Genomic DNA, 17,787 nt, shown 5'->3' on the forward strand with positions numbered 1-17,787 from the left:
AGATGTGTATAAGAGACAGGAACCAGGGGGCAGCAGGTCAGCTTTATCCAAAGCTTGGCACCGACCATTTGAGGCCCTGGCGATTTCAACGCCTCATTAGAGTCAAGGCGTACGAGGTTTTCCAGCGTCCTCACGTTTTTTGCGAACTTCACCGTCCTGGTTTCGAGAGCGTGGTTGGTCACCACCACCTTTCTTCGGAACGGTCACGTTTGGATTCAACGGTCTTCTATCGGTCATGCAATCCTCCTTGGAACCTAATGGCACGGCTGGATGTAGATAATGGCACTAGATTTAGAAAATGCCACTATTAGCCACAATTCCATGCTCGTGGTCGCTGCGCCGGATGCACCCTGGTAGCCGCCCGCGCCCGCACGTGCTGGGAATCAACAAGGCTGCTAAATGTAATCGTCCGGCAAACACACCTTAGCTACCGAAGCAAATCATGCACCTCGCGGTATGATGCCTCTTCACGAAATTTTGGTGCGGAGTTATCAATGAACCTGAGCGTTTTGTATGCGTTGGCGGCCGCTGCGTTATTTGGTGCCAGCACGCCGCTTGCCAAGCTGCTTGGTGTCAACGTTCCTCCTGTATTACTCGCAGGCCTCCTCTACTTGGGCAGCGGTTTAGGTCTGACAATTGTCCGTCTTGTGCGTGACCAAGGCTGGAAACAGGCCGGCCTCACGGCGTCTGAATGGCCTTGGCTTCTAGGCGCAATTATGTTCGGGGGAGTGCTCGGGCCCGTTGCGCTGATGTTCGGATTAACCAGGACGTCCGGCGCAACCGCTTCTTTGATGCTTAACCTAGAAGCTGTGCTTACGGCGTTATTAGCTTGGGTCGTGTTCAAGGAAAACGCTGATCGGCGCATCGTGTGGGGCATGATGGCGATCATTGCCGGCGGTATGGTTTTAACTTGGCCTCTGGAAACCATGCAGGCTCATGACTGGCTAGGGCCGTTGGCGGTCTCTTTAGCCTGTTTGTGCTGGGCCATCGATAACAACCTGACACGTAAGGTTTCTGCGTCAGACGCGCTTTTTGTGGCAGGTTTCAAAGGCTTGGTAGCTGGGTTGATCAATTGTTCGTTGGCGTTTCTTCTGGGATCCAGCCTGCCTGATTTTTCGGTGCTTGCGCCGACGCTAGTGCTTGGTTTTCTGGGATATGGCGTCAGTCTGGTGTTCTTTGTCTTGGCTCTGCGTGGCCTCGGTTCAGCGCGAACAGGGGCGTACTTTTCAACTGCGCCCTTCCTCGGAGCTGCCATCGCAATCTTAGCGATGGGCGAGCCTGTATCATTGTCGTTTTGGGCCGCCGCTGTCCTGATGGGAATTGGGGTATGGCTACACCTCACTGAAAGCCACGCGCACGAGCACCAGCACCTACCTCTGACGCATGGGCATCGCCACGTTCACGATGAGCATCACCAGCACGAACATTCGTTTGAGTGGAGCGGGACTGCTGCACATAGCCATGTTCATGGGCATGCGCAGATCCAGCATAGCCACCCACACTTTCCGGATATCCACCACAGGCATTCCCATTAAGGTAGGCGTCCTCCTGATTCGCCTTGCGAAAGTCAGGAAGGCACCCACAGATGCGGCAGCAATTGTCCGATTTCACTCGCCCGCTGCATCGGCAAACGCGTAAGGACGTCCTTCAAATAGGCATACGGATCATGCCCGTTTAGCCGAGCCGACTGGATCAATCTCATGATCGCCGCCGCACGTTTTCCGCTGCGCAGTGAGCCAGCGAATAGCCAGTTTTTGCGACCTAAAGCCCAAGGCCGGATCTGGTTGTCGGGTAGTCAGACGCGGTTACCCGCGTCCAACCCCCTAAGAACCGTGCATGCGAGTTTCCCAGCACACGGCTCAAGCCTCTGCAAAGGCACTGTTAGGCATGGTTTTCACCTCACGGTTCGGAGTAGACGAAAACACCGAAGGCGCTCAAGTGCTCAAGATGTTCGGTCGAATAGGCGCAAGGAAAAGTGAAGATGGCCAGCTTGAGTTATTGGCAACCGATTTCATGCAGGCCGCACCGGAACAGCGGAATTCGCTGACAGCGCTAGAGGCGTTTGCGGCGATGATTCGAGATGGGCTTTCGATCGAAGATGCAATGATCGAGGCAGCTAATCGCAATCCCGAACTTCTCCGGTAATTCTGGGGTGGACAGCTGCTCGCTTTATTCCTGAGCAACGTTGTCCAACCTCTCAGATTTGCTGCGTCAGAGAAATGCAGGCTGGCAAAGACGCGCATCACCTTTGCGGGTAGGACGGAAAATGCGCTTTACGCTTGACTGATCTATCAGACTAACGACTCACAGGGCCGTTGAGGGGTGAGCCTCCGGCTTTCAGGTCTGGCTGCCGAGCATTTCTTCGCTTGCATTGGTAGCCGGAATCAACTGCTTTGGGCGATCGATAGCCTGGAAGGCAGAAGGGTCGAGCGGTCTTTTTCGCAGAGTTCCTGATTGCTTGATAACGTGAAGACATCACTGGGAGTGGTACGCACCCAGAGAATTATCCGACCCCATTGGGGTTGGATATTTGTGAGTGGCGAAAGCTCGCAGCCTCACGACGAGACGGGAGGCCAATGTTAGCAGCGATCGTTGGGCGACAAGATTTACGTGTGGAGTACATGCAGCATGACGGGGTTAGGCATCGCCTTTACCCCTTCAATGGGCAATAGAATATACGCTTCAACCCTTAACGCACACACGATTGTCCCGAGGAAACCGGCTTTCCTGGGAGGCGTTGCAGCGTGGTCATCAGTGATCTAAGAATCTGGGCGCATCCCACGGTGCCTCCGATTTACCCCTTATGACGTACTGCAGGCGTTCAGTGGTCGCGTCGCGCTTGGGTACCTTCTACTGCCAGTAGGTGTAGTTGAAAAGAGCGTCGAGCTCAGTGAGATTTGCAAGACCGAGGAGCTTTTGCACGGTTATCGCATCTTCGCAATAGCGCGCGTACAGGTCACCGTCTACGTCGTTCTTGTCAGGCTTGGTGGGATATCCATTAAACCCGGCTAGCATCATTCCCGCCACCGCGTTTTGGTTCATCACTGCATAGCGCTTATTGTCGACCGCGTGCAGAATCTCGGTTAGCCCGTTCACCCCGGTATATTTGATCGCAAGAAAATGTTGTCGAAGCACGTCGTACGCGGCACCAGCCGACAAATCAACTCTTCCAACGATATCCCTGATTGCCGCGAGAAACTGATCCGAATTCTCCGCAATGCGAGTCTTGCCGCGATGCAGGCCGCCGGAGTGGAACTGATTTATGAGCGCTTCATACCGGGGCAAAAAATCCTGGGATGGAGGAGAGGCAGGTGACGCAAGCGAGCGGAGTTCGATCTTGGCTTGCACCAGATTATCCCGACGTTGCGCTTTTTGAGCCCGGAATCCGGTGTGAGATTTGTCTTCCTTCATCCGCGCTAAGTGGTCGGCCAGAAGGGCGATATCGTGCGTCTGATAGTGAATGACTTTATCAGCGCGGTGCTTCGCCATCTTGCGCCAGGCGTCGTGAAGAGCGTATTCCAGAGCGTATTTCTCGATTTGAGAGATGTCGGCTTGGATAAGCTTTCTAGCGTGAATCATTTCGTCGAAATGGGCTTCAACTGACGCAGCCAGAGTTTTGTCTTTGTCGTCAACAATGACTGACGCTTCAGAGTTGCCAGAAAGTCCTCCGGAGGTAAGGTTGGCTGAACCGATGATGACTTTGCTCTGCCGTTTCCTACGGATCACATAGATTTTTGGATGAAACGTCTCATCAGCGATGCTCAGAAAAAGGGACAGCGAGTGATGTTTACTCAATTCGAGCAGCGCGTAGAGCATCGAAGGCTCAGTCAAATGAAAGCTCAATCCGACGGCAATCCTTGCGGTCATACCGCGTTTAAGCGCGGCCTTCAAGGGTTTCAGGAGCGTTTTCAATGCCGACGACTTTGCGAATGCAACCATGCATTCGAGATGAGTTGCGTCGTCGAGCAATGCTACTAACGCATTTCCGTGCGATTGCTCTGCGGAGTTGAGCAACAATTCGACAGGCTTTTCTACTTTCAATTTCCGTTCATTCCGTTGGCAGGTTAAACGCACTTGAGCGCATATTGAGAGCACACATACTACGCGATTTCAGGGCGAATACTGGCCAATTGCTTTCAAGCGAATCGAGCTTGAACCTATTCGTAACGAGAAGGATCGCGAGCAGCAAGTATGGTCAATAAGGTGGTATCTCGCGTGATAAAGGGGGGCGGAAGGCAGTGCTATTGCCTGCGCCTATCTGAGGCAAGATGTTGATCGCAGCCCCTCTACAACTGGCTAAGTTGGACAGCTACAACACTCTGTTGAAGCAAACAGCTTCTCTTCCAAAACAGCCCCGCCTTACATATTCTTCGAATTTTCTTCCAAGATGGCCTCAGCAAACTCGATCAGACTTTTGAAATCTCCCACACCGATTCTATTAAGAAGAAAACCTCGCACGCCTGCTGCGCGTGCTCCGGCTTTATCGCATTTGGGCGAGTCACCAATCATTAGCACGCGATCCGAACCGAAATAGTCGTCAGCCCGGGCTCCCGCAAGCTCACAGGTGGCACGGTAGATACGCTTATCCGGCTTCATCATCCCCAATTGAAAACTGAAGCCGTACGCATCTAGGTTCGGATACAACCGCTTTATGGGCGCAGCGTATGGCGCCGCAAGGTTAGAGCAAACGGCCACTCGAACGCCTTCTCGCTGCAACATTTCCACAGCCCTCAGGCCATCCTCAAAAGCTTGGATGTTTTCTAATTCTGCGTCGAGTGCTTGCTGAATGCGTATTTCGGCCCACCGTGACCGGCCGTTTCGGTACATCGTGACCGACCATTTCGCTAACGCGTGACCGCTCATTTCGCTAACAACGTGACCGATTTTCCGCGTGTTCCGAAACAGCCGGTCACGCCCTTACCGAAATGAGCGGTCACGTTGTTAGCGAAATACCCTCCACTGCGTTGCGCATGACCAGACCCGCCGCCACCCTCAGTCCCATTTCGGGGAATCGAAGGATGGCGGCGCAGCGAGTGACCATGCGTAATATCAAAGAATGCCTGCGCCTCAAGTTCGAGGCCGACCTGTCCCACGAGAAGATCGCCCGCGCCTTGCAACTGTCCAAGGGCATCGTCAGCAAGTACATCAAGGCGGCGCGCGACACCGGCGTCGAGTGGCCCGCGCTGGCTCTACTGGATGAGGCGGCGCTTGGCGCCGCTCTGATGCCAGCCGCCAACGTCGTCCACACACGCGGCGACCGCGTGTTGCCCGACGTGATCACCTTGCACCGCGAACTACGTCGCAAAGGCGTGACGCTGCAACTGTTGTGGGAGGAGTACACCGCCGCTCATCCCGACCAGCCGACCTACCGCTACACCCAGTTCGTCGAGCATTACCGCAGCTACGCCCGGACGCTCAAGCGCTCGATGCGCCAGCAGCACCGCGCGGGCGAAAAGCTGTTCATCGACTACGCCGGGCCTACGTTGCCGGTGATCGACGCCGCCACCGGCGAGATCCGCCAGGCGCACATCTTCGTCGCCGCCCTTGGTGCCTCGAACTACACCTACGCGTGCGCCACGCCGAGCGAGACCCAAGTTGGACTGGCTGACGGCGTTGAGCCAGTCCCTCAGCTACTTCGGTGGCGTCCCCGAAATGATCGTCCCGGACAATCCGCGCGCCCTGGTTGCCCGGCCCGACCGTTACGAGCCGGGCCTGAACCGCGCCGCGCTGGAGTGCGCCCAGCATTACGGCGCCATCATGCTCCCGGCGCGACCGCGCAAGCCGCAGGACAAAGCCAAGGCAGAGGTCGCGGTGCAGGTGGTCGAGCGCTGGATCATGGCGCGGTTGCGGCATCAGCAGTTCTTCAGCCTGCATGCGCTCAATCAGGCCATCGCCGTCTTGCTGGAGGACTTGAACCGACGCCCGTTCAAAAAGCTCGACGGATGCCGACGGGACTGGTTCGAGCAACTCGACCAGCCGGCGCTGAAACCGTTGCCGGCGCATCCGTATGAGGTCGTGACCTTCAAGCGCTGCAAGGTCAACATCTTGTGTGGCCAAGCGATTTCTGTGGTTGACCACAGAACACATCGACTACCACGTCGAAATCGACGGCCATTACTACTCGGTGCCTTATCAGTTGGTGAAGCACCAACTTGAAGTGCGCCTGACGGCGCAAACGGTGGAGTGCTTCAACGCCAACCAGCGCGTGGCCAGCCATCTGCGCTCCCTGCACAAAGGCCGCCACACCACGCAAATCGAGCACATGCCCAAGAGCCACCGCGAGCACGCCGAATGGACGCCGCAACGGCTGATCCGCTGGGCGGAGCAAACCGGGCCAAACACCGCTGGCGTCATCGCCTACATCCTCGAACGGCGGATCCATCCGCAGCACGGATTTCGCGCCTGCCTCGGCATCCTGCGCTTGGGCAAACACTACGGCGAAGACCGGCTGGAAGCTGCGTGTCAGCGTGCTCTGGCGCTGGGCGCGTGCAGTTACAAAAGTCTTGAGTCGATCCTGCGCCAAGGTCTTGAACGGCTGCCACTGGGCCAACAGAACCTACCGCTGTTACCCGAAGAACACATCAACCTGCGCGGCCCCGGCTACTACCACTGACCTGAAGGAGCACCACAGTGTTACCCAATCCGACCCTCGACAAGCTGCAAACCCTGCGACTGCACGGCATGATCAAAGCGCTAGGTGAGCAACAGGCAACGCCCGATATTAACGATATCAGCTTCGATGAACGTCTTGGTCTGATGGTTGACCGCGAGTTGACCGAACGTGAGAACACTCGCCATAACGCTTGCCTGGAAGACATCGATTACCGCAGCCCCCGTGGCCTGGACAAGTCACTGATTTTGCAACTGGGCAGCGGCCAATGGCTACGAGACGGACTGAATTTAATCATCGGAGGCCCCACTGGCGTAGGCAAAACCTGGCTCGCTTGCGCACTGGCCCACAAGGCCTGCCGGGACGGTTACAGCGTGCGTTACCTACGTTTACCACGGCTGATGGAGGAACTGGGCATGGCTCACGGCGATGGTCGTTTCGCCAAACTAATGGCCAGCTACGCCAAGACAGACCTGCTGATCCTTGATGACTGGGGCTTGGCTCCGTTTACCGCCGCGCAACGGCGCGACATGCTGGAACTGCTCGACGACCGTTACGGCCATCGCTCCACGCTGGTGACCAGCCAGATGCCGGTGGACAAGTGGCACGAACTGATCGGTGATCCGACCTTGGCCGACGCGATCCTTGACCGGTTAGTACACAACGCTTACCGCCTCGAACTGAAGGGCGAATCGCTGCGCAGACGCTCGACGAAATTGACGACAGCGGGTACTTCAGACTAACAATGCAAACCTGCGTCGCTTCGCTCCGACTGCCCGGCCGGATGAGCGTGGAATAAGTGGCCGGATGTTAGTGGAATGGGTGGCCGAATGGCGTGGAATCCGCAGTGTAGCGCAGGATCTGTGAAACTTGACAATATCCAGCTACACCCTTTGGCTTTTGCCATAGGTGAATCTTTGATAGCGTGCCTGCGCTTTGCCATCTGATCAGTGATTGCAGAAGGATGAGAACATGTTGATGGCTAGGAAGTAAACTCCAAGCTTCGTAAGTCACAGTGAAGTCGTAGCCAAGCGATACGCGCGTCGTCTGGTATGGCCGGGGCGGCTCGGCTGCCTTCTGCTTTTACTTCCCTTAGCCCAGTGGGTGCCTGCTCTGATACGCATACGGGGTATACACGCTAGGCCTTCGAGAGGTAGCAGCTAGTCGTTCTAGACCCAGCCAAGCGTGACGTACAAGCGTGCCGCATGGTCATGACGGAAAGTGCGAGCAGTTCCATGATTCAACTGTTCCACAGCCCTGCAACCGTCGACTTCGCAATCTTCAGTTTGTCTGCCGTTTGACGTTGGGTCAGGCCAGCGGCCTTGCACGCCTGAATCTCAGTGCGCTCGACTCGCCATTGTCCCCGGCTCAACACTCGTTTTGCGAAACGAGCGTTCAGATGCAAAAGGGAAACGACCTCAACAAGCGGATCAGCCGTGGCCGGTCGCCTGACAATTTAAACAGCAGTTTGGACTACATAGAATCCGGCTTATGTTGCCTGTCTTGTCACCGTTTGCATGCGGAGTGTCCCTATGAAGACAATAATGATTACAGGCTGCTCGTCAGACTTACCGTATCAACTGCGCCATCGATAGTGTCCTATAGCTAGAAGTTGTCTAGTGGCGTCTGGACTGCCGGGAAGCTGCAGTCCAGCTGGTTAACCTGGTCTTTGGAGACCTCCTTGCCGTGAGCGTCTGGGCGTCCATGCTCGTTGATGTAATGGAGGTGGAACAACACCGCATCCTTCGTAAGCCCTTCAAAGATTCTTCCCAGGGTTTCCCAGTCCTTACTCAGCAGCTGGATAATCTCCAAGAAAAACAGCGGTGATTTGGTTCGATCTAACAGATCATTTAGAGCCGTACCCGCGAAGGTTACTCTTCGATGTCCTGGGAGAGCCGCTAGAACCCTTTCAGTCGCCTTTGCGGTGCCATGCACAGATTTCAGAACGGTTTTGAACGTGTCCCTGAGGTCTCGCTCCAGTTTGTTTCGCAACCCAGAGATATGGGAGACCTGCTGATCGTTCGTCTTCAGAAGCGAGATTTTTCGCTCCTTCTTGAGGACGTAATCTCGAAGGATTTCCAAATTGAACTCGTAGCCCTGCTGGCCGCGTTGGATCAGTCCATAGCCCATCAGATGCCTGACCAGCTCCGGATACTCCGCTGAAATCTCACTGAAGGTGTCGTAGTCGCCGCTGGCCAGGTAGACCAGCATTTCGTACTCCTCGTAGAAGCTTTCGCGCAGTACCCCTATCATCATTTCTAGGAACTCCTCAGCAAAGAGGGCGTACTCAGTCCCAGAGACTCGGTAGACCGATCTGTCGACTTCGACCGGCCGATCGCCTTTGATTTTCTCGTGGATATGACTGCACATCAATCGGATCAGGAAGGGGTGTCCTCCAAATTCAGAGGTCAGCCTGGCACAGATATCCGTCGAGAATCGAAGCCCCATGTAGGCTCCCAGGCCTCGAACCATCTCCGATACTTGGTCGACGTCGAAGCAGGGGATATACCTAGGTGGTATAGAGGCGAAAATTGGGTTTTCGTGGCCTAGAAGGCGAACCTCCTCTACGCTTTTCGGATTGGTGCCAACCACCAAGTAGGTGAGCACCTCAGTATGCAACTGGTAAAACGCTCGAAGCGTTTGCCAGAAATAGATGAAGTCTGGCTGGTCATTCCAGTGTGCGGACGCAGCTGTCCCTGGAGTAATTCGCTCTATTTCGTCGAAAATGAGCAGTGTGCGAATACGTTTTTTTGAGTTGTAGATTGCGAGCATATCCTGCGGGAAGCTCTCCGCAGCATTGGATTCCGTATAGCGGCCGGTGAAATCAATTTTGACGGTCGATTCGCGGACATCCTTATATTTCGAGACGACACGCTGCAGCAGTTCATACCAGCGAAGACCATGGGTCGCAGGTGTTTCACAGTCAAAGCCTACACTGATGAAGCCCTGATAGCTCAGTGCCCGTTCAATCGCGTATACGATCGACGTCTTCCCGCTCTTACGCAGCCCGAAGAGGCCGGAATGCTCGCCAGATTTGTGCCGATCGACAACGTCATTCACGATTTCTGAGCGACCGAAGAAAAATATCTCTTTCTTCAGTGGATTCCGATAGTCGAACAGGTTTCTGGAAAAATAACTCGTCCGGAATTTGTTGGAGATGACGTTCTCGTTGTAATTCTCGTACAGCTCTGTGTACGTGAACGGAATGACTAAAGGGCTCTCGGGGTCTTCGTCGACCACCTTGTCGACTTTCTCGGACACGTCCGGATCTTGGCTAACCAGAATATGGCAGACGTTTTCGAGCCGCGCGCCGCTGTGCATCGCATGGATTTGGTCAAAGACGTCTATGGTGCGTGGCTCGAACTGGGCGTACTCACTGAATACGCACAAGATTTCCCTGTCGATGTTGAACATCTCGGAGAACTCTTTCAGGGGCTTCATCAATAAATAGGAGTACCGGGCATTAGCCACCTTGATCTCGCCCCCGGAGCGGGTGAGGTACCAGTGCTGTGCCAGCTTCCTGAGGATGCCCTGTTCCGATTTCCGGAATTTTTCGATCTGAAAAGACTTATGAAATCCCGCCTGCACTTCGATGACCATTTTCAGCATCCATTCTGTTTCGGACAAATACTCGATTCTATTGCGCGTGACATCAATTAGCCAGCAACCCGTCCAGAGATCCCTACGCTTGTATACCCACAACTACTCCGGTGGCCGACCTCTAGCTCAACTTGCACGGATGTGACTCCCCAGGCGCCGAAACGTTGAGGACGTAATCTCGGTAGATCTCCTGCATTAATTTCAATACCAAATCCTTCCCGAGAATGTCCGCACTTCGAACGGCGTCCATGAGTATCTCAATCGTCACCTGATCCATCGCTTTCATGGAGAGTGGGCATAGCTGAGGTGCCGAGGTTCTTGATACACGCCCCCGTTATCACGCTGGTAAGGTCGGAAGAATCCATATTCAGCGATGTGACGGTCAAGCCACTGGTGTAGCGGGAAAAACAGTCCTCCGGGAGCTACCTCGTGCGGCAGCGATTGGGGCACATAACCAGGAGACAAAACAGCGCCGTCGACAACGTCAATTTCTGTGCCCCAATGGTGACGACTACCTCCAGGGAGAGCTGACCAATTGAGTATGCAGCTGATGATTTCGGACTCCGAAAGACGAGTGAAATCGCGAGCTTTTCCGTTGATGTCAAACAGCGGTTTTGCTCCGCAAAATTTTGAGTTCCAGATGCGTAGCTGTGTCCGGAAGTCCCGGAAGCTGCTGTATGGTGGTAAATCAACTCCAGAGCGACGTGCATCCGATTGCATGTCGAGAAATGCAGCCGCAACCTCCGGTTATGCAGCAAACCGCGGTTCGGAAAATTACGCGATATGGGTTCTGGATCGGCCTGTCAGCTCCAGATCGGTAAGCATAGGTTTACACGCTCATGGGCTCATGGGCTCATGGGCGAGTGGGCGACGGGCGAGCTGTCAGTTAAGCGCCAAGCGAAGGCTGAGCGTAGTGGCCGGGGCTCGCTCTGTCCAAGCCTATTCATAAGTTGAAGGTGCTGGGTCAGACGTGAAGCGGATCACCCCGAGCTCTACATCGAAGACCTAGCAGGCCTTGAAGACCCGGTAGTCCTCCAGCTCTCAACCCCGTCCAACCTAATCGCATTGTCGTGTTTCGACCTCTGGCATTTGGCCTCAATAGGAGGTACAGCCAGCTCACTGCCTTCGTACGCGTGTGGCGCGGTGAACAAGGCAAGTCTCTGCGTGCCTTTGTACCGCTGACGTTTGCACTCGGTGAGGCCTTCCAATTTGATTGGAGCGAAGAAGGTCTCCTGATTGGTGGCCTGTTTCGGCGCATCCAGGTCTCCCACATGAAGCTGTGCGCCAGTCGCGCATTTTGGTTGGTTGCGTATCCCAGCCAAGGCCACGAGATGTTGTTTGATGCCCATACCCGCTCGTTTGGCGCGTTAGGTGGGGTTCCGCGTCGCGGCATCTACGACAACATGAAGACCGCTGTCGACAAGGTCAACAAGGGTAAGGGCCGCACGGTCAATGCCCGGTTTGCCGTGATGTGTGCCCACTACCTGTTCGACCCGGACTTCTGCAACGTGGCCTCCGGCTGGGAAAAAGGCATCGTTGAAAAGAACGTCCAAGACAGCCGGCGACGCATCTGGCTCGATGCTCAAGACTGCATGTTCCACACCTTTGAAGAGCTGAATGCCTGGCTTGGCCAACGCTGTCGTGCACTCTGGAGTGAGCTGCTGCACCCGCAGTACAACGGACTGACGGTGGCAGAAGTCCTGGAGTTGGAACGAGTGGAGATGATGCCGATGCCCACCGCCTTTGACGGCTACGTCGAACGCACCGTGCGGGTCTCCAGCACCGGCCTGATCAGCGTGGCGAGAAATCGCTATTCGGTGCCGTGTGAGCGGGTCGGCCAGTGGGTCAGCAGCCGTCTGTATCCTTCACGGATTGTAGTCATCGCTGATGAAACGATGATTGCCAGTCACGAGCGCCTCTTTGATCGAGATCAGGTCAGTTTTGACTGGCAGCATTACATCCCGCTCATCGAACGCAAGCCCGGAGCGCTTCGTAATGGCGCTCCGTTTGCCGATCTGCCGAAGCCGCTGCTGCTTCTCAAGCGCGACCTGAGACGTCACACCCATGGTGATCGAGTCATGACGCAGGTACTGGCGGCTGTTCCCATCGCCGGGCTCGATGCCGTGTTGGTGGCTGTGGAGTTGGTACTTGAATCAGGCAGCTTGAGCGCCGACCACATCCTGAATGTCGTAGCTCGACTGACATCTACAGCAGCCCCTCCGTCCGCCGAGACCAGCCTTCAACTCAAGGTAGCGCCTGTTGCCAATACGGCACGCTACGACCGGCTTCGTACCACCGATGAGGAGACCCGCAATGCGTGATCTTATGGCGGAACTCAAAGAGCTGCGCTTGCATGGCATGGCCAACGCTTGGGACGAATTGGCTTCCCAAGGAGAAGCCTCGACCGCTTCGTCAAAATGGCTGCTTGAACATCTGCTCCAGCAGGAACAAGCAGATCGCGCCATACGCTCGGTTAACCATCAGATGAACATGGCCAAACTTCCCATGCATCGTGATCTGGCCGGCTTCGACTTCAGCTCTTCCAGCGCAGACGCCCGCCTGGTCAGGGATCTGTCCAACCTGGAGTTTACAGACACCGCGCAGAATGTCGTGTTCATCGGCGGGCCTGGAACAGGCAAGACACACCTGGCCACCGCCTTCGCCGTGTCCGGGATCACGACGCATAACAAACGCGTGCGCTTCTACTCCAGGGTTGATCTGGTCAATCTGCTGGAGCGCGAAAAATACGATGGTAAGGCAGGCCGAATCGCTCAAGGGCTGCTTCGGACAGACTTGGTGATACTCGATGAACTGGGGTATTTGCCCTTCAGCCAGAGCGGTGGAGCTCTGTTATTTCACCTGCTGTCCAAGCTGTATGAGCACACCAGCGTGGTGATCACGACCAACCTCAGCTTCTCGGAATGGTCGAGTGTGTTTGGCGACGCCAAGATGACCACTGCGTTGCTGGATCGGCTGACGCATCACTGCCACATCGTCGAAACGGGCAATGAGTCCTACCGCCTGCAACACAGCAGCTTAATTAATAAGACGAAGATCAAGTCACGTGAACGTAAGCGCAAGGACGATGATGGTACGGAGGCAGACGAGCCGTTTTGACTGGTGTTGAAGAAATACTCTGCTGCATAACTGCATGCGGCAGGTCTTCAACGGCTCATGTCGTCGGCAGGCTGCTGCTAAGGTTATCCACAATTGCTGATACAAAAATCAGCAATCCGCCCTGGGTCAAATTTCAATCGGCAGGGTGGGGGTCAGTTTTCAATCAGCGCCGACATTTGAGTATGGTACTCAAGGCCCAGATCACCAAAGTTCAATAATTGTAGGTGAATGCCCTTCAAGCCCGCTTTTTCTCGCCATGCATTTGCCTATTTGTACGAGTACTGGGCGACCATCGCCTTCTATATATAGGTTGATGGCGGTCTGACCGCAGCCTCGTGATGAAGCGAAAATCCGCGCACCATTAAGCACATCACTCAGGAGCAGCCGTGAGTCAAATAGGTCAGCCGGTTACGGTTTATCGATGCGAGCATGGGGATGGCAACGTCAAAAAAAGACAAGCCCATGTCGATGTGATAGCAATCTGATCTCATTCCCGTCATCATCCCTATATCAGCAAGATGGAACTGACGCAGCCGTATGTTGGGTCGACCACCTTGCAATGCGCAATGCCAGGGAACGGAACAGTGTCGTCATCGCCAGATACACTCAGTGCTGTCATAGACAAGCTTCTAGATGAATCGCCTCTCGACGACTTTGTCCGGTGCGTCCTCGATTTTTCCGGCCAACCGTCCGACATGGTTCCGAAGGTAGCTTTACTTCATGTCCGATTTCAGGAGGATATTCCTAACACGAGTTCACTAGCCGATTTTTTGAGTAACCAAGCGGTGAACTACGCCCTGAGCCGGAGGCGGCGGGATGCATATGTGGCGGAGCTGACTGCCGGAAAAAACGGCGACTTATCCCTTGTAACGCAGATCAGCAAGGCGGTGAGAGGTGCGTTCATTCAGTTTCGGAAGGAATATCCGTCACGGGCAAGCGAGGTAGGAGAGGTACTGGCGTACTGCGTAGCCGTTCATCATCTAAAAGCTGCTCAACTGGTCGCGAAGATGTCATTGAAGACAGCGGGGAACATGCCAGTCCATGGGCTTGATGGCATCCATGCTTCGGTCAAGGATGGTGTTCTAAACGTGTTCTTCCTAGAGTCCAAGCTAGCCGGAAGCGCGGCAAGTGGTACCGCTGATTACGCGGAATCAGTTTTGGGTTTTGGTAACAATAAAAAACAATATCTCCAAGAGTATGGGTTAGTAAGGGATCTGGGGAATCTTGATACTTTAAGTAGCTCGGATAGGGAGCATCTGATGGCGTACTTGGATGTTTATTCTAAACCGAACTCGCAAAGGAGGGAACGTTCAGTAGGTGTAATTTGTTATTCTGAAACAAAGCATTTCGCTAATAAGGTGCTGGTCGATGATGGGCCGCTGGATAAACATGAAGTGCACTTTGGTAAGTTGTTAACTGAAGACCATGGCCGGCATCATAAGAACGCGAGCAATCAGTTAGCAACGCAAGGTTTAGATGCCAGCAAATGCATGCTTTTTCTAGTGGCAGTGCCGGATGTTGATCAGTTGAGGGAAGAGTTCTATGAAGCGCTAGGGCTTCCACCTGCACCGCTGGACTCAACCTTAACTCAGACCACATCCAGTGAGGATGAATCAGAGTGAGCAGCTTTGCATCCGAACTGTCCGCGAGATTTCTCAAAAATTCGAGTTTTTTGAACGCACTTGATCATCTTCAGTCAGCCGGCGCCGCAAATACGTTGCCCAGCAAGCTGGAAAGGTCAACGCAGGATCCTGACGAGGAGGCTTTGGGCAAGCTTTTGTATTGCGCATCTGTTTTTGCTCAGTCAGAGGTGGAAGGTCATATAGGATTGGCCCAAGCTATTGCGTTCAATGCAATGCTGGTCAGCCAAAATCAAACTATCTTGGATCGCTGTACTACCATATTGACTGATTTGGGGAATTTCCCTGGTCTTAAGTATGCCGAGCTCACATTCAAATCGAAGATTAGCAGCTTGGTTGGAATGATTCAGCGAAACGTGGTAGAGCACCTTAATAGCATCTATGTTCATGGTCAGAAAATTGCGTTAACTGATTACCAAAAAACTGTGTGGGATTGGTTGGAAGGTGGCAGATCACTGGCAATCTCCGCGCCGACGTCGGCAGGTAAATCTTTCCTGGTTATCGAGCATCTTTGTCGCCGAGCTATCACGGGAAATGATTTTACTTTCGTATATATTGCTCCGACTCGTGCTTTGCTTTCCGAGGTTCACATTAAAATTAGGGAGCGGTTGGCCAGCGATCCTGAGATTCGCGTTACTGATATTCCAACCTTTGAAAAAGTTTCTAGGCAAATATTTGTTTTGACTCAGGAGAGATTGCAAGTATTGCTATCCACGACGTCGGTCAAGATTGATCTACTCGTCGTGGATGAAGCACAGAATCTGTCCGATGGTGCGAGGGGGATGATTCTTCAGGATTGCATCGAGCAATGTTTTGAACGCCACGCCCGTACCCACGTTGTTATGTTGGCACCTGGCGCCGAGGGCTTTAAGCAAGCCATAGAAAGCTTAGGATTGCCTGAGATTTCAGAAATATCTACGACCGTATCTCCAGTCCTGCAAAACAGGATCGTTGTGACGAAAACCACTAGCTTTAATAAGCTCGAATTCAAGCTCCTATCGAGTCACAAAGCGACGCCTGTAGGTTCTATGAGTTGTAATATCGGGCTGTCTTCACCGGAAAGCCGTCTCGCCGCTGTGGCTCTTGAACTAGGGAGTAGTGACGGTTCTTTAGTCTATGCTAAGACTCCGACAGAGGCTGCGAGCTTGGCCAGCACCATAGCGATTGGCGTCACTGATGAGAACGCGATAGGTAAGAATGACGAGCTAGTCACTTTTATAAAAGAGCATATCCACCCGGAATACCACTTGATTAATATGGTCTCGAAAGGGGTCGCGTTTCATTATGGGCAGATGCCATCACTCCTTCGTGAAGCGATAGAGTCAGCATTTCGTAACAGCACGATAAAATTCCTAGTTTGTACAACTACCTTATTCCAAGGTATTAATCTTCCTGCGAGAAACGTATTCATTAATACTCCCGCGCGAGGCAAGGGTGCAAAGCAAATCCTTGACCCTGCCTTGCTTTGGAATTTCGCGGGAAGAGCGGGGCGGATGGCTAAGGATATCGTGGGTAACGTATTTTTGGTCGATTATGATTCATGGAGCGACCAGCCCATGGATAAGTTTTCGAAATTCACGATCAAGTCTGCGTTGTCCGACGCCATCTCACAAAACGTGAGCGACGTGCTGAAGGTTCTCCACGGTAATGCACCTCCGGGAAAACCTCGGGACGATGCTAATCGAAATGCGATTGCCTCAGCCGGTATGTTGATCACGAAGGCTCGACAGGGAATAGTCCAAGACTTTCTAAATCGCGTGGCGCCTGATTTGGATGTTTTGGACTCTCGCCTGCTTCGGGACGCGTCCATGAGTGCGTCGGATAATATATCCTTGCCGTTGAACGTATTAAGCTCCAATTGGACACTTGACCTGTTTGCTCTCAATGAGCTGATGCTGTTTATCAATGCGCAGGTAGAGGCCGGATCTGTAGATGAACTCATTCCTAAAAATCCGGCTGATCTTGGGAAACGATCTTTTTCATATTATCGCGATATATTTAATATCCTATTCAAATATATTAAGGGCTATGGCGGAAATTATGGTGGATATGTATCCAGGATTGCCGTTAGATGGATGGAAGGCAAACCATACCCGTTCATCCTAAGGCGGGAGATTGAGTCTAAACAGGATGAAATTCAGAGAAAGCGCGATATCGAAAGTATGAATGTCCGTACGGTGCCGGGCTACAAGGCCAAAAAGATAGCGGCTCTCAATCCAAGCAAAGTGATCAAAGACACCTTCGATACTATTGAGGACGTTGTGCGTTTCCAGTTGGTACAAATGGGGAAGGCCTATATCGATATTTTGATTCATGTACTCGTACAGCAAGGGTTAAGTCACAGGGTACCTGAAATCTTTGATTTTTCTTTGGCGTTGGAATTGGGGGTCAGCACGCTAACCGGTCGTGCATTCCTTGAACTTGGCCTATCACGAATCGCGGCATCTGAGCTTCAGAAGGTATTTCCAGACAGCGATCTAGACGTCTCAGCCGCTCGAAAACTACTTTTAGATTTTGATCCTAGTCCTCATAAGTTGAGCCAAGTCATCGTTGATGAAATTAGCAGAGTGCAGGCTGCCATAGCCGGTGTAGAGCTGCTTGCCGGTTAGTGCTATACAGCCCATGAAGACTTGCTGGTATTGGCCTTAATAGATAAATACCAAGAATTCTGAATTGCCATGCTCAGCCGTGGCGAGTTCAACCGCCCATTCTAAACTATCATTCAACTGCTCGTATATTGCCCCATGGATCCGTTACCTACTTTGGATAGTTATACTATGCATTCGGATCGGAGCATGAGGAAAATTATTGAGTCGGGAA

9 protein-coding genes and 4 pseudogenes are annotated in these 17,787 nt (G+C 53.4%); 8 read left to right on the forward strand and 5 right to left on the reverse strand.

The window, feature by feature from the left end:
- Positions 1-494 precede the first annotated feature (494 nt).
- Positions 495-1,535 carry an EamA family transporter gene (locus tag QN399_RS18740; protein WP_330201396.1) on the forward strand — a complete coding sequence of 347 codons (1,041 nt, stop codon included), beginning with the start codon at positions 495-497 and terminating at the stop codon, positions 1,533-1,535.
- A gap of 32 nt (positions 1,536-1,567) precedes the next feature.
- Here QN399_RS18740 and QN399_RS18745 read toward each other — a convergent pair.
- A pseudogene (locus QN399_RS18745) lies at positions 1,568-1,789 on the reverse strand (transposase domain-containing protein); the annotation flags it as partial.
- Between the two features lie 47 nt (positions 1,790-1,836).
- On the opposite strand from QN399_RS18745, the gene QN399_RS18750 reads away from it, so the two are divergent.
- On the forward strand, positions 1,837-2,145 hold the full coding sequence (locus QN399_RS18750) for a hypothetical protein (protein ID WP_330201397.1): 309 nt from the start codon (positions 1,837-1,839) through the stop codon (positions 2,143-2,145).
- Positions 2,146-2,850: 705 nt separating this feature from the next.
- Here QN399_RS18750 and QN399_RS18755 read toward each other — a convergent pair.
- Together QN399_RS18755 and QN399_RS18760 are read right to left on the reverse strand one after the other, a co-directional pair.
- A complete protein-coding gene (locus QN399_RS18755) occupies positions 2,851-4,041 on the reverse strand; it encodes a phospholipase D-like domain-containing protein (RefSeq protein ID WP_330201398.1) in 1,191 nt (396 codons plus the stop codon).
- A 318-nt stretch (positions 4,042-4,359) separates the two neighbouring features.
- On the reverse strand, positions 4,360-4,863 hold the full coding sequence (locus tag QN399_RS18760) for an HAD-IA family hydrolase (protein WP_330201399.1): 504 nt from the start codon (positions 4,861-4,863) through the stop codon (positions 4,360-4,362).
- 176 nt (positions 4,864-5,039) lie between these two features.
- Between QN399_RS18760 and istA (QN399_RS18765) the strand changes: the two are divergent.
- Together istA (QN399_RS18765) and istB (QN399_RS18770) are read left to right on the forward strand one after the other, a co-directional pair.
- Positions 5,040-6,613, forward strand: a pseudogene (istA, locus tag QN399_RS18765) (IS21 family transposase).
- A 17-nt stretch (positions 6,614-6,630) separates the two neighbouring features.
- The gene (istB, locus tag QN399_RS18770; RefSeq protein ID WP_330201400.1) at positions 6,631-7,353 is read left to right on the forward strand and encodes an IS21-like element helper ATPase IstB; all 723 of its coding nucleotides are present in this window, start codon (positions 6,631-6,633) and stop codon (positions 7,351-7,353) included.
- Between the two features lie 862 nt (positions 7,354-8,215).
- Here istB (QN399_RS18770) and QN399_RS18775 read toward each other — a convergent pair.
- Positions 8,216-10,210 carry an ATP-binding protein gene (locus tag QN399_RS18775; RefSeq protein WP_330201401.1) on the reverse strand — a complete coding sequence of 665 codons (1,995 nt, stop codon included), beginning with the start codon at positions 10,208-10,210 and terminating at the stop codon, positions 8,216-8,218.
- Between the two features lie 282 nt (positions 10,211-10,492).
- Positions 10,493-10,942 (reverse strand): annotated as a pseudogene (locus QN399_RS26850) (M15 family metallopeptidase); the annotation flags it as partial.
- A gap of 374 nt (positions 10,943-11,316) precedes the next feature.
- Here QN399_RS26850 and istA (QN399_RS18780) point away from each other — a divergent pair.
- From istA (QN399_RS18780) to QN399_RS18795, 4 genes and pseudogenes are all read left to right on the forward strand, one after another.
- A pseudogene (gene istA / locus QN399_RS18780) lies at positions 11,317-12,531 on the forward strand (IS21 family transposase); the annotation flags it as partial.
- Positions 12,524-13,327: an IS21-like element helper ATPase IstB gene (gene istB / locus QN399_RS18785; RefSeq protein ID WP_330201402.1), complete on the forward strand. Its 804-nt coding sequence runs from the start codon at positions 12,524-12,526 to the stop codon at positions 13,325-13,327. The pseudogene istA (QN399_RS18780) and the gene istB (QN399_RS18785), both read left to right, overlap by 8 nt.
- 695 nt (positions 13,328-14,022) lie before the next feature.
- Entirely contained in the window at positions 14,023-14,949 is a 927-nt protein-coding gene (locus QN399_RS18790; protein WP_330201438.1) for a DUF1837 domain-containing protein, read from the forward strand.
- The gene (locus QN399_RS18795; protein ID WP_330201403.1) at positions 14,946-17,576 is read left to right on the forward strand and encodes a DEAD/DEAH box helicase; all 2,631 of its coding nucleotides are present in this window, start codon (positions 14,946-14,948) and stop codon (positions 17,574-17,576) included. The genes QN399_RS18790 and QN399_RS18795 overlap by 4 nt, the downstream gene beginning before the upstream one ends.
- Positions 17,577-17,787: the final 211 nt, after the last annotated feature.

Origin of the sequence: Pseudomonas sp. 10C3, assembly GCF_036346185.1 — a bacterium.
Classification (GTDB): Bacteria; Pseudomonadota; Gammaproteobacteria; order Pseudomonadales; family Pseudomonadaceae; genus Aquipseudomonas.